Genomic DNA, 23461 nt, shown 5'->3' on the forward strand with positions numbered 1-23461 from the left:
GGGCTTACTTCGCGCCCGGCTTCAGGCGGATAACAGCATCCGGGCGGGTGTTGATGTTCAGCGGGTTGGACTGGCTTTCCAGCTGAATGCCCTTGTTCATGCGCATGGGGGCGGTCTTGCTGTAGTACGGCAGCCCGATTCCGCGCACGGTCTCCAGGTAGTCCGCCGGTGCGAAGCGGGTCAGGAACATGTCCGGCACGCCCAGGGGGAACGCAATCGCCTCGTTGTCGGGGATGGCGATCTTGCTGCCCGCGCTGCCCGGCAGTTCCTCGAAGGTGACATCCCCGAAGGTGAAGCCCTTGCGCAGGTCCGAGCGCAGCGCAGCGCCGTCCTGCCAGCGCTTGTAGGCCTCCTGCACCTCCGGGTGGTCGACCAGCGCATCGAAGAAGCCCGCGCTGCAGAACACGTGGATGCCGGTATAGGGCACCCCACCCAGCTTGGCCTCGATCGCGCGCTTGATCGAGACGACCTTGGAGCGGACCTTCGTGTCCGGCTTGGTCAGCTCCATGCCGATCACCACCTGCTGAACGCCAAACTCGTGGTAGAAGTCCAGGATGACGGAGCCATCGGCATCCAGCAGCTTGCCCTGCAGGGCGCCCATGCGGTGGTACTCGATCGTGTAGTCCAGGTCACGCTTGTGGACAACCTGCAGCCCGTTGACCACAGCCGCCACGTTCGTGCCGGTCGGGTCGGCCGGGTCCCACACGCCCAGCAGCTGGTCGGCCATCACAGTCGAGTTCTGCGGCAGGTGGGTGGTTTCCAGCAGCTTGACCTTGCCACGGTCCAGGCCCTTGGGCTGGCCCGGCGAGCCGCGCGGGACGTTCGGCACCAGCACCAGCTTGTTGTCCTTGATGCCGATCTTGACGATGGTGGTTCCGACCAAACCTTCTTCCTGGAAGAGGTTCATGTCGGCGATGCGGGTGGAGATGCGCGGCAGGTTGTTGATGTAGGCGTTCAGCTCGCCGAAGCCCAGCGCACCCAGCGCCAGAAGGGTCTGCAGATCCATGGTGTTGGTCTCTCTCTAAAAGGGGGGATACGAAAAAGCCCCGCCGAAGCGGGGCCGTGTGTCACGGGCGGGAGCGGGTTGACCCGACTCAGGCGGCGTCGATGGTGATGGTGTCGCTGGTGGCTTCGGCCAGATCGGTCGCGGTCACCTTCAGCGTGTACTCGCCGGCCGCGCTCAGCGAGGCCGCATCCCAGGTGACCACGCCACCCACGGCCGCCTTCGCGCCGCCACCGGTGAGGTTGCCGGCGCCGCTGGCCTTGGCCAAGGTCACGCTGATGGTGCTGCCGGTCACCAGCGCGCCGAACACATCCTTCACGTGCGCCACGATCGGCTCGAGGACTTCGCCCGCCGTGCCGACCAGCGGGGTATCCGCAAACACCAGGTGATGGGCGGTGTTGGACGCGATGGGCGTTTCGGTCCAGCGGGTGATGATGCCGGACTCGGCCAGGCTGATGGCCGCCAGCAGCTTCTGGTCGGCGGTCACACCGGGGGCCCATGCCAGCTTCTCGCCGAAGACTTCGGCATCGCGGGCCACCGCTGCGCCCTCCACGGCCAGAGCGCCGGCATCGGTACCGGTTTCGACCGCGCCATAGAGCACCTTGACCGCATCGGCGCCGTTCACGGCGACGGTGTTGTCCGCCTTCAGCAGCGTGCCGGCGGACAGCATGCCCTGCCCGGCAGGGGTTCGGATCTTCTCGCGGCTGCGCTCGCCGTTTGCATCGGAGAGCAGGAATTCGCCGGTGCGGATGCCGGCCAGGGAAATCTCCATATCAGTTACCTCGATTCTTGTAGATGTGGGTGGGGTCCAGCTTCGCCTTCACTTCGGCGGCGCGTGTTTCGGCCGTGGTGGCCGGGTGTGCGGTGATGACCTGCGAATTGCGGCCCTCCTCCGCCTTCATCGACAACAACTGGGTGCGTACCGTGTCGAGGTCGGTGTTCTTCTCGATGAAGCTGGCCGCCAGCGCTTCGCCACCGGCCACGGTGGCCGCGCAGGCGTCCAAAACATCGATTGCGTACTCCAGCGCGGCAGCGCTGGCTTCGCCGGGCTGCTCACCACGACGGATCAGGGCCATGCCGATCGTCGCCGGCAGGTCGCTGGCTGCCACCGTCGCGGCCAGGCTCGGCTGCTCGTCAGGCGCGTACGGCGACGCGCTCGCCGCAGCCGGAGGCTGGGCCCCAGTCTTCGCCGCCAGCGCCTTGTCCATCTCGGCCATGAGCAAAGGACCGAAAGACGCCTCGCTGGCCTCCGGGGTGCCTTCGTCCGCATCGTCGCCGGCCGCCGCTAGCGCAGGCGTGCCCCCGGCACCCAGATGGGCGATGAGGTCATGCCAGGTGCCCAGGCGCGTGGCAAAGCCGATGTCTACCGCCGCCTGGCCACGATAGGTGGCCGCCTCGGTGGCGCGCACCGCTTCCGGTTCCATGCCCAGATTGCGGGCCACGGTATCGACAAACAGCGTGCGCATGTCCTCCAGGTCGGCCAACGCCTGTGTGTGGGCTTCCTCGCTGAGCGGGAAGTTCGGGTTGAAATCGACCTTGCGCGCACCGGCGTACAGCGGCGTGACCTTCAGGCCGATCTGAGCGTTGTTCCCGCTCCAGTCGTAGTGGTAGGCCACCACACCGACGGAGCCCACGGTACCGGTGCGACTCACCCAGATTTCATCGCAGGGCGATGCCAGCGCGAAGCCGGCGGAGGCCGCATAGTCGTCCACGAGCGCGTAGAGCGGTTTGCGCCCACGCGCCTGGTAGATGTGATCGACCAGATCGAAGCAGCCGGAGGCCATGCCGCCAGGCGTGTCCAGGCGCAGGATGATGGCCGTCACCGCATCATCCTCCAGCAGGTCATCGAAGGCGGTGCGGATTGCCGCATAGCTGACCGGACCGGGTCCACTGGCCCCGGGCATCGGCCGGTTGACCATCGCACCGGACAGGTTGATCACACCGATCACCGACTGGGCGACGCCCACCGTCTCACCGGTGGAACCCGTCACCTCGAACCGGTCGGCGCGCAGCTCGCTGTCGGCGCTGGTGATCTTTCCCTCCAAATAGCCGCCCACCAGCGCCTCGCCGATGGCCGGCTGGACCAGCAGCGGCTGGTTGAGGACCGCGGCGGCCAGCGTGGTCACCACCGGGGCCTTGTTACCACGGTTGAGGAGTCGGGCCAGCAGGCCGGGCTTACTCGTCATCGTTGATTCCTTCATCGTCGGCGGCGCTCTCGGCGCCGGTTTTCGTGCCCTGCCGCGCGCCGGAGGCGTTGGTGCGGCGGGGGTCGCTGTCGTAGGTCAGGCCCGCCTTGTCGGCCCGCTCGTTGTCGTCCTTCTGCTCGCGGTCGACCTGCTCGGGGTCTTCGCCCGAGCCCAGCACCACCGCCGAGCGCGATTTGAAGCCGGCCCGCACGGCCTTCACTTCGGAATTGACGTCCTGCACCGGGTGGCTCCAGGGCCAACCCTCGGGCACCCACAGCGTTTCGGTGACGTCATCGCGCAGCGACGCGTAGCGCGGCACCTTCAGCAGGCCCGCCAGCACTGCCTGATCGAAGAACGCATCGCGCACGCGCTGGCAGAACATCGGGATCATGAACAGCCACTGGTCCTGCTCGATGACGCGGCGGAACTCGTTGAGGATCAAGCGCAGCGCGCGGTCGGAGATGTTGCGCAGGTCGCCGGTCAGCACCTCGTAGGGCACGTCCTGGCTGGCCGCGATCGCCAGCAGGTGCCCCCGCAGGAAGTCGCCATAATCCGCACCGGCACCGGGCGGCTCGCTGAACTTCACGTCGGTGTCCGGCGGCAGCTCCTGCATCGTGCCGGGTTCAAGGCCCCCGATTGCGGTGCCGTCATCGTCCTCACCGGAGATCAGGTCACCGATGGCCTCCCCGTCCTCGCCGTCCGCGTTGGACTTCTTCGTGATGAACGCGGTGAACAGGTTGGCCAGGTTCTGCCGTTCGAGCACCGCATCGTCGAGGCGGTCCAGGTTGAACATCCGCAGCAACGCGGGAGCGGAACCCGGCACGCCTCGGATGGCACCTGCGCGGTTGGGGCGATACAGGTGCAGGACCTGCTCGGCGGGCACGCGCACCAGTTCATTGCCGTTGACCATCAGGTGCTGGTCGCCGGGGTGCTCGCGGTACATCCAGTAGGCGACGCGCCGGCCGATGAGGTCGAACTCGATGCCCTGACGGATTGCGTTCCCGTTGCTGGCTACGCCGTTGTAGTGCTGCGGGCACTGCTCCGACTCGATCAGCTGGACCTGCAGCGGGACCGGCAGCCCATCCTCGCGCCGGCGGTACCGCAGCCGGGCGAACACTTCGCCCGCCTCCTTCCACTCGCGCCAGGCCAACGCCTGCATCCCATTCCAATCGAGCACGCCGTCGGCATCGGCGTACTTTCCCCAGCGGCGCCAGAGCTGGGTGACCTGCTTCTTGTGGGCCTTGCTGCCCCAGATCGCCTTTGCCTGGATGCCCGTGGCGATGCCGTTGGAAACGCTCTTGTTGAGCGCGCTGACCATCCACGGGTCGTTACGCGCCAGATGCCGCGCCCTGGCCAGAAGCGTGGGCAAGCCCAGCAAGGCCCCGTTTGGGCCCAGCGACATGGGCCGGAACGTGCGCAGGCGGCGCCCGTTCCCGGCCGCGCGGTAGCTGCCTTCCAATGCATCAGACATTGCCGGTCCCCGATTGGTAAAGGCGCACGACACGGTGCCGGCGGCGCGGCGGCGAGGAACCCTCGCCGACCTCCTCGCGCATCTGCTTCAGCAGCCTGCGCATCGCGTCCAGGCTCTGGTAGGTCACGGTGCGGTCGGCGTATCGGACGCTCAGCACACCGGCCGCGATGGCTTCTTCAAGCGCCACGGTCTGTTCTTTCGTAAATGCCATTTCAGCGTCCCATGTACTTACTGCGTATGACGCGCCGCGGTCGCGCGCGCGGCGGAGGGGCCGGTGCGGCGTCGTCCGCCCTCACGTCGGGGTTGTCGTCCCATTCCGCTGCCCACGGCGGCGGCGCGGTCCAGTTGATCGCCGGCACCTTCATCCACAGCGCCAGCCCCTCGGCATAGCCGCACAGGTCGAATGCCTCGTTGCGGCGGTTGGCCAGGTTCTCCCAGCCCTTCGCAGTCCGGGATTCGGCCGTCAGCTCCGCGTAGAACGCCTCCGGCAGCCAGTCGGGGAAGTGGTAGTAGCCCGGTCCCGGCTCGGCCCGCTTCACGTTGGCGCTTACGGTGTCCTTCAACCGATCGACGTTGAGCAACAGCTGGGGCACATCACCCTTCGATCCGGATTTGCGGTCCTTTCGCTTGCTGCTGTCTGGGAAGGTCTCGCGGAACAGCGGGCCTTCACGGCGGGTGTCGCCCTTGATGAGGCGCACCCGCGTGTGCAGCTTCCGCACCTTCAACGACCGCCAGAACTCCAGCGCGCGCACCGAGGTGCCGGACTTGCCGCCCCAGTCAATGCCGGTGACGCGGATAGGCATGGTGCGACCGGTCCCGTCAGCCAGCGGATACCGTCGCGTGATGACCTTCTCGACCAGGCGCTCCCAATCCTCCAAGTACTTCGGCGGGTCCAGCGGCAGAAAGCCACCGGAACCGTCCGGGCGCGCGGAGGTGCGCAGCGTGAATGAGTCCACGACCCACCGCTCCAGCTGCCCGGACTCGCCGATGCCAAACCCCAGCACCAGCACCACGAAACGATTGCCCTGCACGTCCACCGTGGCGGTGAGGAACCGCACGCCCGGAGGCACCGCGCCCCTGCCCCAGTCCTCCGCCCGCTTCCGCATCTCGTTGGGGTCGCTGACCGAGCGCGCCGCCATCGGCACGTAGTTGATGGCGCCGTCAACGTTGTGCGTCGTTTTCAGCGGGCGCTCTTCACCGGTGGTGGCAAAGGTGCGCAGCGCCTGGAAGTAGCGCTCCACCAGCGATTCCCACGATTGATAGGCGGCCGCGACGCCGCCCAGCCAGAAGCTGGCGATGCGCGCCTCCGGGCGTTCGCCCGTAACCGTGCCGTCGGGATGGACCACCTGCCCCTCTGCCGCCCAAACGCCAGAGCGGTTCATGCCCTCCTTCCACCGGTGCTGCAGGCCTACACCGCAGTGTGGGCAGTGCAGCAGCGAGTAGTGGCGTGCCAGCTTCTGCACGTCGTCCAGCACCACCCGCTCGAGAAGTTCCTCCAGCGGCGGCAGCGCGAAGCCGTCATACCCTGGCGCCGCTTGGAAGCGCTCGCCGCATTCGGGGCAAGGCCAGTACCAGCGGCGCCGGTCGCCTCGGGCGTATAGCGCCGCGATGCCGGCCGCCGGCGGGCCTTGGTGAGGGTCGATCGGCTTCCAGGCACCGTCGGTGAAGTCCGTTGCGGGGCTGGACTCTGCCACCACCATGCCGGCGGACATGTAGGTCTGCGTGCGCTTCAGCGCCAAGCCGAAGCACTCATCGATGGCCAGATCGCCGGTGTAGTTATCCACGTCCGTCATCAGGACGTCGTGGATGTCCTTGCCCGACAGCACCGAGACCGACGGCCAGCCCATGCGCAGCGACATGCCCGAGCGGAAGAACTTCAGCAGGATGTTGTCATCGTGCGCTCGGGGACTGAGCCGCGATCGCAGCTCGGGGCTGGCGGCGATGCTGCGCGAGATGCGTGTTTTGCTGTAGTCCTCCGCTGCGTCCTTGGACATCTGGACAACCATGGCATCGGCCGGGTTGCACGTGATGAGGTAGGCCAGCCGCGCGTCGATCAGCGAGATGGTCTTGCCGGAACGGGCCGGACCCACGAAAACGACGGACTCGAAATGCCGGCTGCCAGTGGTATCCAGCGGCTCGACCATATACGGGGTCGTGTGCGGGTCCCAGGCGCCGGCCGCGCCGGCGGCATTGGCCACCTGCAGCGCCTTGGCCCCTTCACTCACCCGGATTCGCCGGGGCGGTCGGATCATCTCGGCCACGCCGAGGCGAACGCTACGCGCTGTCGCGTACGTCGTCATCGGTGATGCCCTCGTACATGGATTGTCGGACGCGGTCGCACTCGTCCTGGACCTTCACGACCTGGTCCGGTGTCAGGCCCGCTTTGCGCTCCAGCACGTCCGGCAACGTGTCGAAGAACTGCACCACCTTTTTCACCAGCTCCGCGTAGTCCGCCTCCACCTCTGCGGCCGGTACCAGCTGGCCGATGGTGGATTCCACCTTCAGCCGCTCGTTCTCGGACTGGTAGTAGGCCCGGCGCTCCATCGGCGGCAGGTCGCGCGGGTCGACGACCCCGTCAACCCCGGCGCCTGGGCCAATCGGATCAACCAAGGCGGCGGCGGCATCGGCAAGGCGGTACACGTCGTGGCCAGCGCGCTTGGCCAGCGGCGGGATGCCGGCCTCCTTCAGGCGCTTGGAGGCCGTGCGCCGGTCCATGCGGAACTCTTCCGCCAGCCGGCCAATCGACCAGCCTTGGGAGAATTCGTGGATGTCGGCCATGTCCTACCTAATGCACAACGTGTACGGGGGTGAAAACGCGGTTTCTCCCGGGAAAAACGCAAAAAATGCCCACTAGTGGTGGAGCATCCTAGGGGCCGAAAAACTGGAAATTACCGGGGTCCGAATTCCCCCCGGTCGGCTCGGGCCGCCCCTGGGGCCCCGCCCGTTCAGGTTTCTGTGGATAATTTCGATGCAGCGTGGAACGCATGCACACAACGGCAAAGGTTCCACGACGCGAAAGGCAGGCCACCATCAGAACTCCTCCACATCCCAGCCACCGCCGTCCCGCCTGGCCCTCACCTTCACGGCAAGGAACCGGAACGGGTACATGGCCGCTGCGATCTTGATCTTGGCCCTGGCATCGTCCTGCCAGAAGCCCTTTACCTCGTGCAGCTCCATCACACCGTCAGCGGCCAGCACCGCAAAGTCCGGCGTGTAGAAGGTGTTGTCTGCCAGACGCAGCTTGATGCCCTCGAACTTGTGCCAGAGGATCTGCCCGGCATGCTCCAGCGCGCGGAGCCTGTCGGCATAGGCCTGCTCGGTCTTGTTCAATTCACCAGTCTTGAGCCGACCGAGAGCCAGATGAGCACGGCTCTTGCAATGTAGCGCCATGACTTCCACCCCCTTTGAATCACGCTTCATCACCTGCACTCACCGCGTGCGGCAGCGCAGATTGAACGGGTGCGTTTCTCTATGTAGCGTCGGGCTTGCCCTATCCCGGGCAAGCAAAGGACTGACGTGATGATCAAGAAGGCCTTGAAGACCGTACTGTTCCTGCTCGTTGCCGTATCCGGCTTCGCTACCGCGCAGGTCACTCCCTGCTCCATGTGCGAAGTGCAACTCAACCGTTGCCTGCAGAACGGCGTCTTCACCGATGAGCAATGCTATGCAGCCTATGAGCGCTGCAAAGCGGACGCCTGCCCTGCCCCGTAACGATCACCGCCAGCCCTCATGACGAGGGCTGGTTCCTATCGGACCTCACTACCGCTTGGCAGGCTCTGATTTGGTCGTCGGCTTCTCGGCCGATTCGAACAAGATCACCCTGATCCTTTGCTCGTAGTTCGGCGAGCGCATCACGTTCGGCGGCGCCGGCTGCGGACTCGGACACACGGTTGGTTTCACACGCTGCCCACTGCCGGCGCAACTGGAGGTTGCCAGCACGCAGGTCAGCAACAACAGCAGCAGGGATGGCCTCGGCCGCTTCCCGGTCTTCTTCATGCTCGGCTCCGATCTTGGCCAGCTCCTGGCCTTTGGTCTGCTCCAGCGCGCGAGCGCCCTGCTCTGCCAGCACCTGGCGGGTGAGCTGCTTCACTTCCTGCTTGCCGGCAGCTATGTCCGCACTGCGGTCACGCCACTCTCGCCCCAGGAAGAACCCGGCTATGAACAGCAGCAGTCCGACGACGATGTGCACTCTGGTCATTTGAAACCTTCGATCGTTGCCCGGTCGGGGTGCCGGTAGCTGATCCAGTCCGGCATCGGCACAAACCGGCCGTTCTGCTTGAGCTGGATCTGGACGTCGTAGCGAGGCAGGTTCTTGAACGCCGCATCGAACTCCTGCAGCAACACGGCCATGCGTGCCTGCCAGTCGTCCGGCATCTCGTGCATCAGCACACGTGGCAGCGGAAGCCAGGACGCATAGCTCAGCCCGAACCAGCCCCACAGGGCGTCATACCCAGGGCGCTGCCATTCGGCAGCCGTCGGGGGCTGGCTCATAGGGCACGCTCGCCCCAAAGGCCGAGGAACTGATCCTCGTCGTATGGGTCTGCCGTCCCACGGCGCACGTTGATCCAGCGGCGCACCTTGTGAGCGAGCCACAAGACGGGTTTAAGCACATCCCAGCGGGCGCGATAGAAAACTCGGCCACCCTCGTATTCGTCCCAACTGCCGGAGTAGTCCAGCAGCACCGGGCAGAACAGCATCCAAGCCTTGGCGGTTGGGGTGAACTTGCTCATCTCTCAAACCTCCACGCCCACAAGGGCTGTCATGGGTCCATTCCTATGTCGCCGTGCCAGTAGGCCAGCGCGCCGACGGCCAGGCCGACCAGCAGGCCGATGCCTAGGTACATCACGGCGGTTCGGGCGGTATTACCGCCCCCAGTCCGCGAAGCAGGCCTTCCAGCGTCTGCACTCGCATGCGCAACCGGTGCGCTTCCTCCTGGGCCTCACGCCGCAGCTTGATCTCCTCGTCCAGCTGCGTGCCCATCCGGGCCTGCGACTGCTCAAGGCGATCAATGCGCTCTGTCAGCCCGCCCACCAGGGTGACGTTGGCGTCCGTCTCGGTGCGGTCCTTCTTCCGGCTCGCGATGACGCCCCAGATTTCCCGGACCAACCACAGAGCGAAGGCACCGCCGGCAGCCCACCAGGGCGCGGTGCTCGGATCACCGTCCATCAGGCGAGAGCCTGGCGCACGCCAGCCTCGATCACCGCCTCATCCCAGAACAGGCCGCCGTTCTCATGGCGGGCAATGGCCGTCACCATGCGCTGCAGCGGCACCTGCTTATTGAGGTTCACCACTTCACGGCTGCCCACACCGACCTCCCGGGCCACCTGGGTGATGTACGCCTCGGTGGGGTTCTCCACCGACGGCGCCCAGCGGCTGATCATCTCGCGGACCGTCCTCAGCCCGTGCTTGTTCTGGTACGTGAGCAGGGTCTTTGCCAGCGCGCGGAAGCCAGCCTGCGGCGTCTCGAACACGCAGAAGCGCTTCTCCCTCGCCAGAGCCTCGGGGCTCCGATCCTCACCGCGCCACACGGTCGCAGTGCGGTCCAGGTTTCCCGGGTTGTTGTTGCGGACGCCGCGCGGCTCCTGCTTCGTGCTCATGGGTGAATCCCCTGTGTGGCAAAGGTGCCCGTCACCGCAGCCCGGCTGGCTCGATGATTGGTCCGGTAAGAGTGGACGGGCGTAGAAGAACCGATCACCACCGCTGCCTAGGTGCACAGGCCAGGCATGGCGGGACTGACGCGCTTGCGCGCGGCACCGGCCCCAATCGCCTCACGGCGAGCGGAGGGGATTTCGGCGCGGTGGTGATCGGGTTGAAAAGAAAAAGCCCGGCTTGTGCCGGGCTTTGGTCGCGTGATGGTAGGAATCTAAGGCAAAAAGTGCGCAGGCTTCACCTGCGCATTCGCCAGGAGGAGGTCATTGCGTTAGAAGCTTTACCTTCTGAGAATCAAACTCTTCCTGCGTCAGCACTCCCTGCTCTTTCAGCTTCAATAGTTTCGCCAACTCATCCGCCACTGACGACGACGGTGTACCTGTTGATGGAGTTTTTAGGTGTTCTTCCTGCGCAAGCACCTCTTCCACATAGGCTGGGCGAAACTCACGATCCAACGTGAGGGTTATTGTCGCTCCATTTCTCGTAAGCTCGACGGGATATGTTGCGGAACTTGCCGCCTTCTCTGTCGCAGCCAGGTATTCGTCGTCATTTTTGAACCTGCGGCCAGCCACTCGAGTCACTACATCTCCAACAACGATCCCAGCCCGCATGGCGGCTGAGTCTGGCCGTACCCCCGTGATCCGCATAGCTGCATAGCGACCTTGTTGCGTGGCTTCGACGTCAACCCCCATGACCACATGATTAGGAAATGTTGTCCCCACCGGAAATTTCCCGCCGGCGGCCCCCATGAAGCCCATGATGCTGTTCTGGAAATCGGCGCCCGAAAAGTCGACGCGCTGGATCTGACCGAACGCCATTTGCGTCTCCATCCATCCGGCAGCCTGTACCCTCGAAATCCCGGCGTTCTCGCTGATGGTGAAACGAAAGAATCGCTTGGGCGGCGTCGAGTAGCTGTTGCCCAGTAGCAGCTGGCCCATAATCGACTGCCCAGTGCTCAAGGGTGAGTCGCAGACGACCGTCGTTTCGTTGGACGACACAACAGTCCAGCGCAAATCCATGCAACGCCCGGATATCTTCCCGGCTACTTCTGCGGCTTTTCCTGAGAACAACATTTCGGCACTACCCGACGGAGTAACCGCGAATATTTCATTTGCGAACCCGGCGGCGGGAATTGTCCCGAAGACGCAAAGCGCCATCAACCTTAACTTAATCACCCCTTCCCCCTGGACAAGTGACATGATCTGGCCGCTGATACTAATGGGTCCCGAACCAATAGCGAAGTGCGGCAGGCATTCCCCCCTTCCCGAAGGACGGGGCGGGCCCGCGCCACTTAACCTGCCGCCCCTTCCTCACGCAACGACCGGCTGAACACCCGCGCCGCATCTTGCTCCGCCTCTACCATCTGGGTAAGCAACCAATCGACGACGTCTGACCAACCTTGGCGATACGCAGACTCGCTGACCCCCATGGCTGCGGCCCGTTCGCGATTGCTGAGCCGCTCTCCTTTCATGTACCCGATGGCAACGGCGGCAATCTGAGGCATGCGCTCTTCCAACCTCTCAGGGAATAGCTGCTCGCGAGCCACGGCAGTGCGCGCCTTCAGTACGCCTAGGTCCCTGCGGGTTTGCTCGCTTTGGTCACGCTCAAATCTTGCAATACAGTCTTTGATACCCCAAAGGGTCTTGGCGTCGATGAAACAGCGCGACCGGAGATTTCGTTCCTCCAGGGCCAACCTGGTTATCCCGTGAAACACTCGAACGATGTCCGCGCGGCTAGGATCGGGCCCATACAGCAGTTCCAACAAGTCCCGGCCAAGGCCAGCCGGCACCATGCCGAGCGCGCCAGCAACATCGATGTTGGTCAGGGCATCCCCCCCGCTACCCGAACCGGCACCGGCGTCCATGCGGATAGTCGTGGGGTTCAGCCGGGCCAGTAGTTCGCGCACGTCGCTCATGCCGCTCTCCTTTGTTCAATCACGTAGGTCTGTTGCTCGATCAGGTCGTCGTCGGTGCCGTAGGTTTCGTGGAACGCCCGTGAGCCGTCCATGAGGCTCGGGCCGTAAACCTCCCGGGTCTGCGCCGGGGTCTTGCCCTCCTGCGGATGCCGGCGGTGGTGCCAGACGCACAGCGCGTAGCCGAACATGTGCCCGCGCCGGCGGTTGCCGCTCTTTGCGTGGTTGTAGTCGCAGCCGTAGACGACCAGCCCGGCGTCCAGCAGCCCGGCCAGCAGCAGCGACAGGCAGGCCATGCACGGGCCGACCTTCGCCGCTTCGATGCGCGCGGCCTCCGCCGTGGTCGGGGTGCCCGTGGAGTGCTGCATAGCCATCAGTCCTGGTCCCCGAAGCCGCCGCGGCGTCCACCGCCGAAGAACTTGTTCTTCCCGCCAGCGCGCGGCGCCGGGCGGTCGGGCTCGGGGGCCTCCGGCAGGTCGCCCTCTCGATCTCGCAGGGCCATGTGGGCGTAGTCGTTACGCAGGAAGATGGACTTTCCGGCCTCCACGTCGCGGCCCTTCGCCAAGATCAACTCCACGATGCCCCGCATGTGGGTGGTCTTGTCGTAGTAGTCATCCCGGTGGATGAAGATGATCATGTCCGCCTTCTGCTCGATCTCGCCGGACTCGCGCAGGTCGGACATGTTCGGGCGCTTGTCCTGGCGGTTGGACAGCGCGCGGTTCAGCTGGCCCAGGGCCAGTACCGGGCAGTTGAACTCCTTGGCGAGGGTCTTAAGCCCTTGCGCGATCTCGCCGTACTCAAAGCGCGCCAGCTTGGCGTCGATCTTGAAGTCATGGATGTGGTCCACCACCAGCAGCTCAATCGGCCGGCGGGCGTGCAGCGCGCGGGCGCGGGCCATCAACTGGCTGATCCGCAGCGCGGGGGTGTCGTCAACGCTCAGATTCAGCGCGCGGCGATCCCGGACAGCGGCAGTGACCTTGGCCCAGTACTCATCCGAGCCGCCCGGGGCCAGCAGCCATTCATGGGGAACCTTTGCGGCGGCAGAGATCCCGCGCCGGTTGAGCTGGTTCTTGCTCATCTCCAGCGAGAACAGGGCCACGTGCCGGTCCACCGCGGCGAAGTCGGCGATGTTCAGTCCCGCGATGGATTTACCCATGCTCGGGCGACCGGCGAGGATGATCAGCTCGCCAGGCTGCAGGCCGTGCGTTGCATCGTTCAGGTCCTTCCACGGGGTCGGCACGCCGGTGATCGAGGTGCCCAGCTCGAAGCGGTACCGCAGGTCATCGAACCAGGCCGGCAGGGTGTCGGTGACGGCGACCAGGCCGCCCGTGTGGCTGGGGGCCAATCCCTGCATCAGCACTTGGGCCGCGGCGATGCCCTCCTCCGGCTCGAAACGCGGGTCATAGGCTGCATCTGCGATCTCGGTGCCGATGCTGACCATCCGGCGCGCAAGCGCCTTGTCGCTCACGACCTTGGCATAGCCGGCGATGTTCGCGGCCGATGGCGTGGTGCTGGCAAGCGTGGTCAGGTAGTGGTCGGGAACCTGCTCGCCCATGCCCTGCGCTTGGAACCACTCGCCCAGCGTCACCGCGTCGAACGGGCGGTCACGCTCAACCATGTCCCGGATCGCAGTGAAGATCAGCTGGTGGTCGCGGCGGTAGAAGTCCGCCGGCTCCAGGCTGCCTTCAATCTTCCGCCAAGCCTCCGGGTACAGCAGCAGCCCGCCGATCACCGCCTGCTCGGCGGCGACGCTCTGCGGCGGAACCCGCATCTGGGCGACGGTGGCGTCCGCGTCGAACATCAGGCGGCCTCCTCGCGCTCAAACAGCTTCAGCATCGTCTTGGGCTGGGTCATGAACTCGAAATCGGGCATCCAGTTCTCGTGCCCTCGCCCCCCGCCCTGCCGCCCGGAGTGGAAATCGTCCCTGGCGGCGACGGCGAAGTACTCGGCCCAGAACTCAGGCGGGATGCGGCTGTGGCCCTTGGCCAGGCAGATGTCCCGGGCGATGGAGACGCAGCGCTTGACCTGCTGCTGGCGCTTGTCGCGCCCCACAGCCGGGTTCACCGCCGCCAGCAGCCCGCCGTTGGCCTTCACCAGCGCCGAGGCGTTCCAGGCCGCAATCGCCTCGTCGGTCACCGCCGCCAGCCGCAGCACCTCCTTCGGCGAAGCACCGCCACCGGAGGCGTCATCCGGCGCAGCCGATGACGAGTCCGAGCGAAGCGAGGACTTAGGCTCTTCTGGAGACGGAGACGGAGACGGAGACGGGGCACTGCCAGAATCTGCCACTGGCACTTTCTGGCACTCCGCTTGGCAGTCATTGGCACTGCCCGATTCTGCCAGCGGCGTGCCACTGGCACTTTCTGGCAGTGCGGCTGGCACCGGCTGGCAGTCGATCCCAATGCGCTTGGCATACTCGGGCATCATCCTGGCAGCCTCTGGACGCCCGTACTGCTTGCACAACGCCGCCCACTTCGATTTCTCGCTGCGCGCTTCCGCCCCGGCTGCCCACGGGTTGTGGTCCGCCCAGTCGTGCAGCGCGTAGTCGTCGCCGTCCTGGTCGAGGAAGCGCACCCGCACCAGCTCGCGCACGAACGCGCCATCTTCGCCCAACCAGTCGGCGGCAAGCTCGATGTCTTCCACGGTCATGCCGGACAGATCGCCGTCGCTACGGTTTGCCGCGGCCCAGGTAATCAGGCAGATCAGGTTCCATGCCCCACCCTGCCCCAGCGCGCGAATCAGCTTCTTGGTCTTCGGGTGGCTGGATAGCCCGGTCGCAATGCGTGCGTCCTGCATGTCAGCCTCCCGCCCGTGTTGTGTTCTTCATGCCACTACTCCCACGTCCTCCCGCAAGACCCGCATCCCTCAACCGCGCAGGAGTTCGGCTGTCCCACCAGGAGCTACCTGGCGGTTAGAGGGGCGGGATTCAGTCAGGGGCGCTTGCGCGCCTCCGGTACTTCTGCCGGCCCCGCCGCGTCAGCCTCGGCCAGAGCGAGGTACTTGCGGTTCCTGGCAAGGATCTTGGTCAGCGAGGCAATGCGGGCCTGCTTGATGGCGACGGCCGGGCCAGGGGGGAGCCGGGTCTCACGCAGGGCTTCCAGCGTCTCCTCGTGCTCCTTCACTCGCTCCCGCAGCCACTCCACGCGGGTCTGCGGCTTGCGCTCCGGCATCACGAACGGCGCGTGCGGCGACGCCATGTAACGGCGCTTCAGCTCGCTTTGCAGGTCTTCGTCACTGAAGCGCTTCAGTGCACCTTCCAGCCATTCGGCGGAGCGGCCCTTCTTCGGCTTCCTGGCGGGCTTGTCGGCCATCACGCGCCACCACCGAGCAGCGCGACGAAACGACGCTGAATGGTCAGCGCGGCGATGACGACATCGTTGCAGCGGTCAATGATCGTCTTGGCGTGCGGGCGGTCCCGCTCATCGATCACGCCATCGGCGGTGGCGGGCGTCAGGGCGCTGACCAGCGACCCGAACTCCACCATCAGCACGCCGATGCCGGCCGTGTCCGCGTCTCCAGCGATCAGGCTCAACCGGATGGGCAGCAGGCCGCGCCGTGCCGCGAGATCCCGTTCGCAGTCGCTGCGGTAGGGTTCCGGCAGGCTCAGCACCCATGCGTCCTCAAGATCGGCCGGCAGCGTCTTCACCTTGCCGTCCATGTAGCGCCGCAACGCCTGGCCGTTCGCCTTGAGCGCATCTGCCAGGTCGTCTCCATGCCCCAGCCGGAGCGGGACGGCCTTCTTGTCGTGCCGATGCGGCGCGGTCATCGCGAAGTACTGCTCCGCCACGTGCATGGCGAAGCTGTTGGCGTTCATCGCCGTTTCGTTGAGCATCTTGTCGGTGTAGCCGTAGATCACCTGCTGGCGCGAAGGCAGAAACTGCCTCCCCAGCTTCATGACATCGCCGGTACCGATCGCGAGACTGCTGCCCATGGACGGAATCGAATTCATCTCAGGCGCTCTCCACCGGAACGATGCGGCTTGCATCCGGGTCGTCGGAGCCCTGCTCAGCAGCCACCGGAGCCGGTTGGCTCAACAGCGCGCGAAGCTCCGGCGAATCAGGCACAGCCGAGTCATCGGCCCACCCCTCAACCACTGCGCGCGGGAGCTGCAGGAGCGCCGCCAGGCTTGTGTCATTGACCAGCGCCAGGCGCGCAAGCAGCGCGCGCTTCGTGATGGCTGCAGTGCTGAACGCCTCGGGGCGCAACAGCTCCAGGAACTGCCGCCGCGCACTGGGGATTCCGTGCTTGCGCCAATCGCTCACTGACGGGGCACGCACGCAGCAAAGCTTGGCAACCACCGTGGTTCCACCGAGCGCATCGATGATCTGAGACGCCGTGGGCTGGTCGATCTGAGGGGCAGATTGGGTGTCCATGGCGGCAGAGCTTAGGACTAGCTAATTCTAAGGTCAATAGCCAGTCCGAATTCATACCTAATTAGGCTTGTCTAATGACTACCCTCGCCGACCGTCTGTCCATCGCCATGTCCAAACGGGGCATGTCGCAAGCTGAGCTGGCCCGCCGTTGTGGTGTAAGCCAGCCCAGCGTCCACGGATGGCTCAGCGGCAAGGCCAAGTTCCTCCGAGGCGAAAACCTCCTGCGGGCGGCGTCAGTTCTGAACGTATCGGAGGAGTGGCTTGCGACGGGTCAGGGCTCGATGGATCAGCGCCCGGGCACCACGATTGGGAAGTCTCAACCGGCGCGACCCGACCCAGCAATCCTATCGGCGACCCAAGAATTCCTTGAACGAGCTTTTGCCGCCCTCGGCAAGAAGTTCCACCTGACCGCGGAGGCCGACTTGTTTGCCGACGTGTACGAATGGGTGGCTGAGGACGACCGGCCCACGGACCAAAGGAACCTTGTGGATTTCGCTCAATGGCGGGCGAAGCGTGATAGCTACAGGGAGCAAGATGAGCAAAACGGATACTCTGCTGGACAAGCTGCTGGAGCGGATCAGCGCCGCACCGCCGGCCGATAGGCCGCTGCGCGATCCAGGGGATGCCTACCCCATGGATGCCGTCATGCGCGAGAGCCACATCCGCATGATCCGAAGCCTCACCCGCGCCTATCGCCCTTTCGGCTTCCAGTTGCTCGTTGACCAGGCCACGATAGGCCGGGCGGCAATCGAAGACCTGTCCGACACCGAGTTGCTGGCGCTCCACCGTGACCTTGACCGAGCGCGCGAGTGCCTGACCGATGGTGTTTCCTTCGAGGAGGCCGGCCTGTTGCGGTCGCTAGGCTAAGTCCGACCCGCTCGGAATGAACGGAGCCCCGCGAAAGCGGGGCTTTCTGTTTGGTGACGCCCCCGCAGCAAAATCTGAACGGCCCATTAAAAATTCAGACTCGCTTCGTAAAAAATTAGCCTCTCCTATTGCTTCGATAGTTAGCTAGTCCTAATCTCTGCTTCGCGCCCCGTGACACACCCATCCGGGAAGGGGCTGGAGATCGGCATGGCTACCCTCACCACCACAGCGCGCGGCAGCGTCCGGGCTGACCACCGGCACCATGCCCGACGCATCACCATCAGCGTTGGCAGCGAAGCCTTCCTGGTCGTTTCCCCCGGCGAAGCCCGCGAACTCGCCGAAGCGCTGCTCGACTCGGCCTCCGCCATCGAGGAGGGAGCCACCCCCTCAGCACTCATCGCTCGCCGACAGCCGCATGAGACTGCACGTACTGGCGGTGCTGCATGAGCTTCTACAAGACCAACGCGCCCGCTGTCCTGGTCGCCTGGGAACAAGAGAGCGCGCAGAGGGTGGCGCTTCAGGCTGCGATCAATGCCTTCTCCGCGCGATTTGGCGGCAAGGGCCTGATGTACGCCGATCCGGCGCGCTTCGCCGGTATCAAGTTCCCAACGCCTGCGCCCCGCGACCTGTGGCGAGCGCCTGATCGAAACGGCTTGCAGTGGCCGCGCAGCGCGCCGCTGAAGGGCGCAACCGCCGATACCAAAGCTGCGCTTAAAGCCCTCAATGCCGACTGGGATCAGCACGTACCTCGCGGAAGCGTGGACGGGAACGATGTTTACGAGGCATTGGGCTTCAGTAGCAGCATGGATTTCTTGTTCGAAGGCCTCACGCTCTTCGTGCACGAGGGCTTCCTCTATGCCAGTACCAGCAAGGCAATGCCGGCACTTACTGAAATTCTCGGCAGCGAGTACGAAGCAGCCCGTCAGGCTATGCGGCAAGGCGGTGCTGCATGAGCGCGATCACCTCCAAGTGCTACCGCCCGCGCCTTGGTTACTTCCTCGATAGCACCGACTACGTCGAAGTGTTCTCCGACGGTACGGCCATCTGCCATCTCCGCGATGGACTACCCACGGAGAGGTTCAATCACGCATTCGAGCGTCCGATCAAGAACGGCGACTGGGTCGAGATTGAGAATCCGGTTATTGAGGGAGAAACCGCGTGATCCGCGCCCTCCTCGCCTCCCTGCTGCTCGCCCTGGGCGGCTGCGCCGCTTCCACGATCCCGGTGCCCGCCCCCGAAACCAGGACCGCCGGCGACGTGACCGTCCCCGCTGACCTGGTGATCTCCAGCCCGCGCATCTGCGCCGCGCTCGCGGTCTACGAGCTAGCGGACCATGACGATTGGGGCCTGCGCGCAACCATCGCCGGGACCGCCCTCAACGGCTTCCGCGGCGCTGGCCGCGTGCCCGATTGCTCGGCTGGCGTTGCAGTTGCGCTCACCGATGGGTTCTCCGCCCGCCGTTGGCAGGAAGCACTCGACGCCGTGGATGCAGTCACCAGCGGCTCCTACTCCGTTCCCCTCGCATGCGCCCGGGCTGATGCCGTGGCCCCCCTCTCCAAGGCGGACGCCCGGGCGCACTGCGTCATCTATGACCTCGCTTTCGTCAGCCGCGCGCCCTGACGCGCCCCGGCTATCCAAGGAGATCGACATGCAATGCATGATTTCGCACGAATCCCCTCTGCCGCGCTGCGCCCTGGGGCATCAGGCCAACCACATCCACGACAAGCGCCGCGCGATCTCGGGCGGCGGCCACAACATCGAATGCAAGTGCAGCCACACCGGTCGGCATGAGCAGTTCGAGGATGCATTGCGCGAGTGGTGCCGCATGCAGGGCGTGGCTCTTCCGGCCGCTGAGGCGGCCACGGCTCCCGTCGTCCCGCTACCGGAGGTTCGCCAGGCCCGGGAAGTACCGGTAGACCGCGGGACGATTACCAGCCTCAACGCCATGCAGCGGGAAGCGATGCGCAGGGCGCTGGCCGGGGACTTCGAGCTGGCTGATGCCATGGAGTTGCTGAGCAAGGGAAGGATGCGCGGCGGCGCCATGGTCAATGGCCGCTGGCATGAGTACGACCTGCAGTTCGGGATCTGGATCGGCGGCCGGCTGCAGGCCTTCGCTTACGGCAGCGAGTTTGATCAGGACGACGACGACTCTTACACCGATACCCGCCTCGTTCTGGACTTGAACGGAGACACCCTGTTCGCCGCCGCGCCGGACGACGACTACCCCGACGTGCCGAGCCGGTACTGGGACGGCCGAACCCCCGTATGGGCCCAGACCATCGTTGACTCCTACAACGAACGGCTGGCCGCGCCCCAACAGCAGACGTTCTTCAGCTCTGAGGAAGCCGCGTAATGCACGCAACCATTGATTCCGCCGCCCTGGCCGCCGCGCTGAAGACCAGCGTAGCGCCCACCAACACGCCGCACCCGACCCTGACGCACGCCCTCGTGCGCGCCGAGGGTGAATCGCTGGTGCTGGAAACCACTGACTCGGCGACTTACATGCGGCACACGCTGCCGTGCAAGGTCCACACGCCCGGCGAGGCACTTCTGCGCGTTGCCCTGCTGCGCCCCATTGCCGCAGCTCCTGGCGATGTGGTGCTGCGCGACGACGGCCGCGTGTCGCGCGGGCGCAGCAACTTCAGGGTTCCCGCCTCCGACGTGAGCGCATGGCCGGCAGAGCGCGAGGAAGCATGGCAGCGCGTGGACATCGACCCGGTCATTCTCACCGCCGCGATCAAGTCCGCCGGCTATGCCGCCGACGACGACACGATGTACACGAACGTCCGCGGCCTCCACATCCATGGTGGCCTCGTTTGGGGAAGCGATGGCATCTCCCTGTCCTACGCCGACATCGGCTACACCGGCCCGTCGATCACGATCCCGGACGGCCAGGTGCCGCGCGTAGTGCCCATGCTGCAGGAGGGCGCGGTGATCGAGATCGGTAACGTGAATCATGATGTTGCCGGGGTACTGCGGGTCACTGCGGGCGAACAGCAGCTCAGCGTCCGGCTGCTGGGAGCCAAGGCCACGGACATCCGAGCCATCGCCAAGGGAGCGTCCTATTGCGCCGAGCACAGCGCCATCAAGCGCGATGTGCTGCTGGCCGCAGTCAAACGCTTCCTGCCCTTCGCCGCGATCCTGGGCGAGTCCAAGGCCAAGGGCCTGCCCGTGATGATCCTGGCGATGGTCGGCGGTGAGCTGTACTTGGCCGACCGCGCCGAGGAGAACCGCGAGGTCATCAGCGAAGCAGTCCTCACCGCCGGCCCCGACTTCCGGGCAGCCCTGGACCCCCGCCGGCTGATCTCGGCCCTGATGGCGGTGGACAGCAACGTGATCGCGCTGCATGCGCCCCAGAAGGGCAAGGGCATGGCGAGCTGGATGCTCTACGAAGACCAGGGCGACGCCGAGTCCACGGCCCACCTGATCGGCCAGATGAACATCTGAGGCGACCATGACCGACGCCGCCCAGAACGATGCGCTCCTGCAGGCGCTCTACCGGAAGCCGATGACCGCGATGGAGATCCTGTCCGAGCTTGGCATCGCCAGGGCCAGCGCGCGCGTGCATGACCTCCGCAGCGCCGGTCACGTCATCCACTCCACAGAGATCGTAGTGCGCAACCGGCAGGGAAAGCCCTGCCGCGTGGCCCGCTACAGCGCGCCGAGCGCCCAGAAGCTACTCATCCCCCAAATGCCGGGCCGCGCCCGGTACAGCCACCGCCCAAGCCGCAAGGAGCCCAGCGCGTGAACGACAAGACCTCAGATGACCGCGCGCAGCGCGCGATCCCGCCCATGACCGGTGCCGTCAATCTGCTCAACAAGCTGCTGGGCAGCGACGACATCAAAACCAGCCACAAAGCTCGGCTGCGCACCGTCCTGGCGGAGATCACCGCCATGCAGCAGCGCGCGAGTGAGCCCGCCACAGGGCAGGAGGCGGTGGCGTGGCGGCTTGATGTGAACCCAGTGACTGACAACGCATTCGCGCAATACGTGACTGATCCGAACTTCGCTGACACCCTTCGCGATGCTGGCATTGCTGTTGAAGTGACGCCGCTCTATGCAGCAGCCCCCGTCGCCGCAGCGCCGGTTGATGGTGATGCGATTGAACGGCTGCAAGATGCAATAGAGGGCGAGTGCGAAGGTCTCGGGGTCAGCAAGGAAACCGCTGCCGCGATCCTCGCATACGTCTACCCAGCCGTAGCCACATCCCCTGTTGTCGCCTACATGGTTGATGGTCGCCTCGAGCAAGGCCTGACGTTCGACAAGTCCGCAGCCGAGAATATGGCTATGTTCAATGCGGGAACTGTTCGTCCACTAGCGTTCGCTGACAGCACCCCCGCAGCGCCGGGGATCGACCTCGGGCAGATTTGGGAGCGCGCCCATGCTGACATGCTTGCTCGTCGGCGCCGGAACAAGCACGACTGTTTCGTCCTGCGCTGTCTTAAAGACTGTGTGGACGCACTGGTCGCCGAGCAGGCCGACGCCAGCCCCAAGGGCGGCAGCGATGTGCGCGAATCCATCGCCTCCGTGATAGCTGAGTTGGAGAGCGTGCATGTGCAGAACAACAAGTACCGCATGGGTTGCTTGGGTGCTGACAACATCGATACCGCTGTGCGATTGCTGACCGCGTTGCAGGCCACCAGCGCCGAGGTGGGGTCGTGAGCGCTCACCTGCAGTCCGTCGAGGACGTGATCGAGAACGAAATCCGACAGGGTTGCACGCAGCGCCAGATTGCACAGAGCTATGCACTGGCACTGCAATCCAATTGGCCGACCAACTGGGAGCGCGTCAACACCGCTATCACTGCGCGATGGCCGAATAGCTTGGAGCGCATCAAGAAGCTGGCATGGTCGGGGAAGTGCTTTAAGCAGCCCACCAGCCACGGCGCGGGGGTGACCGGTGAGTGACTCACGACGCACAACATTTCGCTCAGTCAGTTTGCTGCCCCGCCACCGACCGAGCGAACTCAATATCATGGATTCCGAGCTCCCGCACCGCAGCTTGGCTCGCTTCCCAAACGATCCGAAGGTCATCAATGACTTTGGGAAGCGTACTGCTCAGCACCCCCAAGCCCTCTGCAAGATCGTCCGGGTCCGGATTCTCCGGCCTAAGCTCTTGAAAGACCGCAAGCACACCCATTGCTCGGACCAAACGCGCACCGTCGGTTGGCGTCAAATAGTGAAGCCGCTCCGTAACGCCCCGCACTACGGGAAACGTAACCGCATCAAGAGCATTAAAAAACTCGTCACGCGCCTTTCTACTGGAGACAAGTGCATCACTGTAGCCAGGGGTGCCCATGAAAGCCGATATGTCCCGCACCTTGTTCAGATTGATGCTCAGTTCACCGGCGATTTGTACAAGGACGAGTACCCGCTCTTTGTTGTCCCGGAGCTGCTGCCGATCCAACTCAGTCGCTGCGATTTGGGTAGCGAGCCGTGTAGCGCGATTAGCGGCTCTTCCCAAACGATAGGTGAAGAAACCAAGAATGGCAGTCGCGATGAACCCCAGAAGTGCTCCAACTGCCGCCCAGGCATCCCACCAAACAAGGCAATCCTTTGCCAAAGGCCAGCACTGGCTCACGCCATCCAACATGCTCATTCCCTAATCCCCCTGTGGATTGGGCGGCATTTTGCCATGGGCGCCGGAATTACTCTCGCCGCGCGCTCGCCCGCAGTGGGTGAAGCGTTGATTGGCCTACATCCTGATTGTGATCGGCGCCGATCCACCAAACTGCCTGCGCAGCCTATCCAGTTCAGCCCGCCCTTTCGTAGTCAATGCATATCTGCCGAGCCCTTCTCTCTTGACGAAGGGACCGGAAGCAATGGCATCCAACTGGGTCGCGTAAAGATGGCCCGCGTTTCCCGCGACCAGGGAAAGGAGCTTGAAAAGAGTCTCTTCGTCCATGAGGCAGAAAGTTACTGCAGACCCCCGGGTCCACTCAAGCCGGCGGACATCCCGCAGGAGGCGAGCGAAGCGTGACGAACCAGGCCGGACCGACAGGTG

The 23461-nt window shown here is 64.9% G+C and carries 34 protein-coding genes; 12 read left to right on the forward strand and 22 right to left on the reverse strand.

The genetic code is table 11. The annotated features are described in order from the left end of the window. Positions 1–4: 4 nt before the first annotated feature. The 8 genes from ATCM_RS12520 to ATCM_RS12555 all read right to left on the reverse strand — a co-directional run bounded on the left by ATCM_RS12520 (position 5) and on the right by ATCM_RS12555 (position 8080). A complete protein-coding gene (locus ATCM_RS12520) occupies positions 5–1006 on the reverse strand; it encodes a major capsid protein (protein WP_132864844.1) in 1002 nt (333 codons plus the stop codon). A gap of 88 nt (positions 1007–1094) precedes the next feature. Further along, positions 1095–1775, reverse strand: a complete 681-nt coding sequence (locus tag ATCM_RS12525) for a head decoration protein (protein WP_132864845.1) — start codon at positions 1773–1775, stop codon at positions 1095–1097. Position 1776: 1 nt separating this feature from the next. Next, complete coding sequence (locus ATCM_RS12530) at positions 1777–3189, reverse strand: S49 family peptidase (protein ID WP_243694007.1); 1413 nt, start codon at positions 3187–3189, stop codon at positions 1777–1779. Further along, the gene (locus ATCM_RS12535) at positions 3179–4660 is read right to left on the reverse strand and encodes a phage portal protein (RefSeq protein WP_132864846.1); all 1482 of its coding nucleotides are present in this window, start codon (positions 4658–4660) and stop codon (positions 3179–3181) included. The genes ATCM_RS12530 and ATCM_RS12535 overlap by 11 nt, the downstream gene beginning before the upstream one ends. Beyond that, a complete protein-coding gene (locus tag ATCM_RS12540) occupies positions 4653–4871 on the reverse strand; it encodes a hypothetical protein (RefSeq protein ID WP_132864847.1) in 219 nt (72 codons plus the stop codon). The genes ATCM_RS12535 and ATCM_RS12540 overlap by 8 nt, the downstream gene beginning before the upstream one ends. A 1-nt stretch (position 4872) precedes the next feature. Further along, on the reverse strand, positions 4873–6960 hold the full coding sequence (locus ATCM_RS12545) for a terminase gpA endonuclease subunit (RefSeq protein WP_132864848.1): 2088 nt from the start codon (positions 6958–6960) through the stop codon (positions 4873–4875). Beyond that, complete coding sequence (locus ATCM_RS12550) at positions 6935–7438, reverse strand: DUF1441 family protein (RefSeq protein WP_132864849.1); 504 nt, start codon at positions 7436–7438, stop codon at positions 6935–6937. The genes ATCM_RS12545 and ATCM_RS12550 overlap by 26 nt, the downstream gene beginning before the upstream one ends. A 252-nt stretch (positions 7439–7690) precedes the next feature. After that, on the reverse strand, positions 7691–8080 hold the full coding sequence (locus ATCM_RS12555) for a DUF1064 domain-containing protein (RefSeq protein WP_243694008.1): 390 nt from the start codon (positions 8078–8080) through the stop codon (positions 7691–7693). A gap of 99 nt (positions 8081–8179) precedes the next feature. Here ATCM_RS12555 and ATCM_RS12560 point away from each other — a divergent pair, with 99 nt between their 5' ends. Beyond that, positions 8180–8371 carry a hypothetical protein gene (locus ATCM_RS12560; protein WP_243694009.1) on the forward strand — a complete coding sequence of 64 codons (192 nt, stop codon included), beginning with the start codon at positions 8180–8182 and terminating at the stop codon, positions 8369–8371. A gap of 16 nt (positions 8372–8387) precedes the next feature. Here ATCM_RS12560 and ATCM_RS12565 read toward each other — a convergent pair whose 3' ends face one another. From ATCM_RS12565 to ATCM_RS19260, 13 genes are all read right to left on the reverse strand, one after another. Beyond that, positions 8388–8858: a lysis system i-spanin subunit Rz gene (locus ATCM_RS12565; protein ID WP_132864851.1), complete on the reverse strand. Its 471-nt coding sequence runs from the start codon at positions 8856–8858 to the stop codon at positions 8388–8390. Then, positions 8855–9151, reverse strand: coding sequence for a hypothetical protein (locus tag ATCM_RS12570; RefSeq protein WP_207911807.1), 297 nt, complete (start codon positions 9149–9151; stop codon positions 8855–8857). The genes ATCM_RS12565 and ATCM_RS12570 overlap by 4 nt, the downstream gene beginning before the upstream one ends. Next, entirely contained in the window at positions 9148–9390 is a 243-nt protein-coding gene (locus tag ATCM_RS12575; protein ID WP_132864852.1) for a hypothetical protein, read from the reverse strand. Before ATCM_RS12575 ends, ATCM_RS12570 begins: the two co-directional genes overlap by 4 nt. Before the next feature lie 112 nt (positions 9391–9502). Then, positions 9503–9826, reverse strand: a complete 324-nt coding sequence (locus tag ATCM_RS12580) for a hypothetical protein (protein ID WP_132864853.1) — start codon at positions 9824–9826, stop codon at positions 9503–9505. Next, positions 9826–10257 (reverse strand): structural protein P5, encoded by a 432-nt coding sequence (locus ATCM_RS12585; protein ID WP_132864854.1) that lies wholly within the window; start codon positions 10255–10257, stop codon positions 9826–9828. The genes ATCM_RS12580 and ATCM_RS12585 overlap by 1 nt, the downstream gene beginning before the upstream one ends. A gap of 315 nt (positions 10258–10572) precedes the next feature. Beyond that, positions 10573–11508: a PDZ domain-containing protein gene (locus tag ATCM_RS12590; RefSeq protein WP_243694010.1), complete on the reverse strand. Its 936-nt coding sequence runs from the start codon at positions 11506–11508 to the stop codon at positions 10573–10575. A 92-nt stretch (positions 11509–11600) separates the two neighbouring features. Beyond that, on the reverse strand, positions 11601–12224 hold the full coding sequence (locus ATCM_RS12595) for a hypothetical protein (RefSeq protein ID WP_132864855.1): 624 nt from the start codon (positions 12222–12224) through the stop codon (positions 11601–11603). Continuing rightward, the gene (locus ATCM_RS12600) at positions 12221–12589 is read right to left on the reverse strand and encodes a Ref family recombination enhancement nuclease (RefSeq protein WP_132864856.1); all 369 of its coding nucleotides are present in this window, start codon (positions 12587–12589) and stop codon (positions 12221–12223) included. Before ATCM_RS12600 ends, ATCM_RS12595 begins: the two co-directional genes overlap by 4 nt. Positions 12590–12594: 5 nt before the next feature. Further along, positions 12595–14022 (reverse strand): replicative DNA helicase, encoded by a 1428-nt coding sequence (locus tag ATCM_RS12605; RefSeq protein WP_132864857.1) that lies wholly within the window; start codon positions 14020–14022, stop codon positions 12595–12597. Next, positions 14022–15014: a hypothetical protein gene (locus ATCM_RS12610; protein WP_132864858.1), complete on the reverse strand. Its 993-nt coding sequence runs from the start codon at positions 15012–15014 to the stop codon at positions 14022–14024. The genes ATCM_RS12605 and ATCM_RS12610 overlap by 1 nt, the downstream gene beginning before the upstream one ends. A 134-nt stretch (positions 15015–15148) precedes the next feature. Beyond that, the gene (locus tag ATCM_RS12615) at positions 15149–15529 is read right to left on the reverse strand and encodes a hypothetical protein (RefSeq protein WP_132864859.1); all 381 of its coding nucleotides are present in this window, start codon (positions 15527–15529) and stop codon (positions 15149–15151) included. Further along, on the reverse strand, positions 15529–16167 hold the full coding sequence (locus ATCM_RS12620) for a hypothetical protein (RefSeq protein WP_243694011.1): 639 nt from the start codon (positions 16165–16167) through the stop codon (positions 15529–15531). Before ATCM_RS12620 ends, ATCM_RS12615 begins: the two co-directional genes overlap by 1 nt. 1 nt (position 16168) lies before the next feature. Next, positions 16169–16591 (reverse strand): hypothetical protein, encoded by a 423-nt coding sequence (locus tag ATCM_RS19260; RefSeq protein ID WP_207911808.1) that lies wholly within the window; start codon positions 16589–16591, stop codon positions 16169–16171. 74 nt (positions 16592–16665) lie between these two features. Between ATCM_RS19260 and ATCM_RS12630 the strand changes: the two genes are divergently transcribed. The 11 genes from ATCM_RS12630 (at position 16666) to ATCM_RS12680 (ending at position 22365) form a co-directional block, all read left to right on the forward strand. Beyond that, complete coding sequence (locus ATCM_RS12630) at positions 16666–17193, forward strand: helix-turn-helix transcriptional regulator (RefSeq protein WP_132864860.1); 528 nt, start codon at positions 16666–16668, stop codon at positions 17191–17193. Next, a complete protein-coding gene (locus ATCM_RS19355) occupies positions 17126–17458 on the forward strand; it encodes a hypothetical protein (protein ID WP_243694113.1) in 333 nt (110 codons plus the stop codon). The genes ATCM_RS12630 and ATCM_RS19355 overlap by 68 nt, the downstream gene beginning before the upstream one ends. Before the next feature lie 207 nt (positions 17459–17665). Next, positions 17666–17905 carry a hypothetical protein gene (locus ATCM_RS12640; protein ID WP_132864861.1) on the forward strand — a complete coding sequence of 80 codons (240 nt, stop codon included), beginning with the start codon at positions 17666–17668 and terminating at the stop codon, positions 17903–17905. Then, positions 17902–18411, forward strand: a complete 510-nt coding sequence (locus ATCM_RS12645; protein ID WP_132864862.1) for a hypothetical protein — start codon at positions 17902–17904, stop codon at positions 18409–18411. Before ATCM_RS12640 ends, ATCM_RS12645 begins: the two co-directional genes overlap by 4 nt. After that, positions 18408–18620 carry a hypothetical protein gene (locus tag ATCM_RS12650; protein WP_132864863.1) on the forward strand — a complete coding sequence of 71 codons (213 nt, stop codon included), beginning with the start codon at positions 18408–18410 and terminating at the stop codon, positions 18618–18620. The genes ATCM_RS12645 and ATCM_RS12650 overlap by 4 nt, the downstream gene beginning before the upstream one ends. Beyond that, positions 18617–19078 (forward strand): hypothetical protein, encoded by a 462-nt coding sequence (locus ATCM_RS12655; RefSeq protein WP_243694012.1) that lies wholly within the window; start codon positions 18617–18619, stop codon positions 19076–19078. Before ATCM_RS12650 ends, ATCM_RS12655 begins: the two co-directional genes overlap by 4 nt. A 28-nt stretch (positions 19079–19106) precedes the next feature. Then, positions 19107–19811, forward strand: coding sequence for a hypothetical protein (locus ATCM_RS19265; protein ID WP_207911809.1), 705 nt, complete (start codon positions 19107–19109; stop codon positions 19809–19811). Further along, complete coding sequence (locus ATCM_RS12665; RefSeq protein WP_132864864.1) at positions 19811–20905, forward strand: hypothetical protein; 1095 nt, start codon at positions 19811–19813, stop codon at positions 20903–20905. Before ATCM_RS19265 ends, ATCM_RS12665 begins: the two co-directional genes overlap by 1 nt. A 7-nt stretch (positions 20906–20912) precedes the next feature. Next, positions 20913–21206, forward strand: coding sequence for a helix-turn-helix domain-containing protein (locus ATCM_RS12670; protein WP_132864865.1), 294 nt, complete (start codon positions 20913–20915; stop codon positions 21204–21206). After that, positions 21203–22120, forward strand: coding sequence for a hypothetical protein (locus ATCM_RS12675; protein WP_132864866.1), 918 nt, complete (start codon positions 21203–21205; stop codon positions 22118–22120). The genes ATCM_RS12670 and ATCM_RS12675 overlap by 4 nt, the downstream gene beginning before the upstream one ends. Further along, positions 22117–22365, forward strand: coding sequence for a hypothetical protein (locus tag ATCM_RS12680; protein WP_132864867.1), 249 nt, complete (start codon positions 22117–22119; stop codon positions 22363–22365). The genes ATCM_RS12675 and ATCM_RS12680 overlap by 4 nt, the downstream gene beginning before the upstream one ends. Positions 22366–22387: 22 nt before the next feature. On the opposite strand, the gene ATCM_RS12685 is transcribed toward ATCM_RS12680, so the two are convergent. Further along, complete coding sequence (locus ATCM_RS12685) at positions 22388–23056, reverse strand: hypothetical protein (protein WP_132864868.1); 669 nt, start codon at positions 23054–23056, stop codon at positions 22388–22390. Between the last annotated feature and the right edge of the window lie 405 nt (positions 23057–23461).

Source organism: Stenotrophomonas sp. ATCM1_4 (assembly GCF_004348115.1).
In the GTDB taxonomy this organism is placed as follows: domain Bacteria; phylum Pseudomonadota; class Gammaproteobacteria; order Xanthomonadales; family Xanthomonadaceae; genus Stenotrophomonas; species Stenotrophomonas capsici.

What these genes read in the sequence shown, in the direction of transcription:
- ATCM_RS12530 (WP_243694007.1), bottom strand. Translation starts at nt 3,189, where the DNA reads ATGACGAGTAAGCCCGGCCTGCTGGCCCGACTCCTCAACCGTGGTAAC.
- ATCM_RS12570 (WP_207911807.1), bottom strand. Translation starts at nt 9,151, where the DNA reads ATGAGCCAGCCCCCGACGGCTGCCGAATGGCAGCGCCCTGGGTATGAC.
- ATCM_RS12595 (WP_132864855.1), bottom strand. Translation starts at nt 12,224, where the DNA reads ATGAGCGACGTGCGCGAACTACTGGCCCGGCTGAACCCCACGACTATC.
- ATCM_RS12605 (WP_132864857.1), bottom strand. Translation starts at nt 14,022, where the DNA reads ATGTTCGACGCGGACGCCACCGTCGCCCAGATGCGGGTTCCGCCGCAG.
- ATCM_RS12610 (WP_132864858.1), bottom strand. Translation starts at nt 15,014, where the DNA reads ATGCAGGACGCACGCATTGCGACCGGGCTATCCAGCCACCCGAAGACC.
- ATCM_RS12550 (WP_132864849.1), bottom strand. Translation starts at nt 7,438, where the DNA reads ATGGCCGACATCCACGAATTCTCCCAAGGCTGGTCGATTGGCCGGCTG.
- ATCM_RS12670 (WP_132864865.1), top strand. Translation starts at nt 20,913, where the DNA reads ATGACCGACGCCGCCCAGAACGATGCGCTCCTGCAGGCGCTCTACCGG.
- ATCM_RS12525 (WP_132864845.1), bottom strand. Translation starts at nt 1,775, where the DNA reads ATGGAGATTTCCCTGGCCGGCATCCGCACCGGCGAATTCCTGCTCTCC.
- ATCM_RS12540 (WP_132864847.1), bottom strand. Translation starts at nt 4,871, where the DNA reads ATGGCATTTACGAAAGAACAGACCGTGGCGCTTGAAGAAGCCATCGCG.
- ATCM_RS19265 (WP_207911809.1), top strand. Translation starts at nt 19,107, where the DNA reads ATGCAATGCATGATTTCGCACGAATCCCCTCTGCCGCGCTGCGCCCTG.
- ATCM_RS12585 (WP_132864854.1), bottom strand. Translation starts at nt 10,257, where the DNA reads ATGAGCACGAAGCAGGAGCCGCGCGGCGTCCGCAACAACAACCCGGGA.
- ATCM_RS12575 (WP_132864852.1), bottom strand. Translation starts at nt 9,390, where the DNA reads ATGAGCAAGTTCACCCCAACCGCCAAGGCTTGGATGCTGTTCTGCCCG.
- ATCM_RS19355 (WP_243694113.1), top strand. Translation starts at nt 17,126, where the DNA reads ATGAGCAAAACGGATACTCTGCTGGACAAGCTGCTGGAGCGGATCAGC.
- ATCM_RS12535 (WP_132864846.1), bottom strand. Translation starts at nt 4,660, where the DNA reads ATGTCTGATGCATTGGAAGGCAGCTACCGCGCGGCCGGGAACGGGCGC.
- ATCM_RS12565 (WP_132864851.1), bottom strand. Translation starts at nt 8,858, where the DNA reads ATGACCAGAGTGCACATCGTCGTCGGACTGCTGCTGTTCATAGCCGGG.
- ATCM_RS12555 (WP_243694008.1), bottom strand. Translation starts at nt 8,080, where the DNA reads ATGAAGCGTGATTCAAAGGGGGTGGAAGTCATGGCGCTACATTGCAAG.
- ATCM_RS12600 (WP_132864856.1), bottom strand. Translation starts at nt 12,589, where the DNA reads ATGCAGCACTCCACGGGCACCCCGACCACGGCGGAGGCCGCGCGCATC.
- ATCM_RS12615 (WP_132864859.1), bottom strand. Translation starts at nt 15,529, where the DNA reads ATGGCCGACAAGCCCGCCAGGAAGCCGAAGAAGGGCCGCTCCGCCGAA.
- ATCM_RS12545 (WP_132864848.1), bottom strand. Translation starts at nt 6,960, where the DNA reads ATGACGACGTACGCGACAGCGCGTAGCGTTCGCCTCGGCGTGGCCGAG.
- ATCM_RS12665 (WP_132864864.1), top strand. Translation starts at nt 19,811, where the DNA reads ATGCACGCAACCATTGATTCCGCCGCCCTGGCCGCCGCGCTGAAGACC.
- ATCM_RS19260 (WP_207911808.1), bottom strand. Translation starts at nt 16,591, where the DNA reads ATGGACACCCAATCTGCCCCTCAGATCGACCAGCCCACGGCGTCTCAG.
- ATCM_RS12620 (WP_243694011.1), bottom strand. Translation starts at nt 16,167, where the DNA reads ATGAATTCGATTCCGTCCATGGGCAGCAGTCTCGCGATCGGTACCGGC.
- ATCM_RS12560 (WP_243694009.1), top strand. Translation starts at nt 8,180, where the DNA reads ATGATCAAGAAGGCCTTGAAGACCGTACTGTTCCTGCTCGTTGCCGTA.
- ATCM_RS12590 (WP_243694010.1), bottom strand. Translation starts at nt 11,508, where the DNA reads ATGTCACTTGTCCAGGGGGAAGGGGTGATTAAGTTAAGGTTGATGGCG.
- ATCM_RS12650 (WP_132864863.1), top strand. Translation starts at nt 18,408, where the DNA reads ATGAGCGCGATCACCTCCAAGTGCTACCGCCCGCGCCTTGGTTACTTC.
- ATCM_RS12520 (WP_132864844.1), bottom strand. Translation starts at nt 1,006, where the DNA reads ATGGATCTGCAGACCCTTCTGGCGCTGGGTGCGCTGGGCTTCGGCGAG.
- ATCM_RS12645 (WP_132864862.1), top strand. Translation starts at nt 17,902, where the DNA reads ATGAGCTTCTACAAGACCAACGCGCCCGCTGTCCTGGTCGCCTGGGAA.
- ATCM_RS12685 (WP_132864868.1), bottom strand. Translation starts at nt 23,056, where the DNA reads ATGAGCATGTTGGATGGCGTGAGCCAGTGCTGGCCTTTGGCAAAGGAT.
- ATCM_RS12580 (WP_132864853.1), bottom strand. Translation starts at nt 9,826, where the DNA reads ATGGACGGTGATCCGAGCACCGCGCCCTGGTGGGCTGCCGGCGGTGCC.
- ATCM_RS12630 (WP_132864860.1), top strand. Translation starts at nt 16,666, where the DNA reads ATGACTACCCTCGCCGACCGTCTGTCCATCGCCATGTCCAAACGGGGC.
- ATCM_RS12640 (WP_132864861.1), top strand. Translation starts at nt 17,666, where the DNA reads ATGGCTACCCTCACCACCACAGCGCGCGGCAGCGTCCGGGCTGACCAC.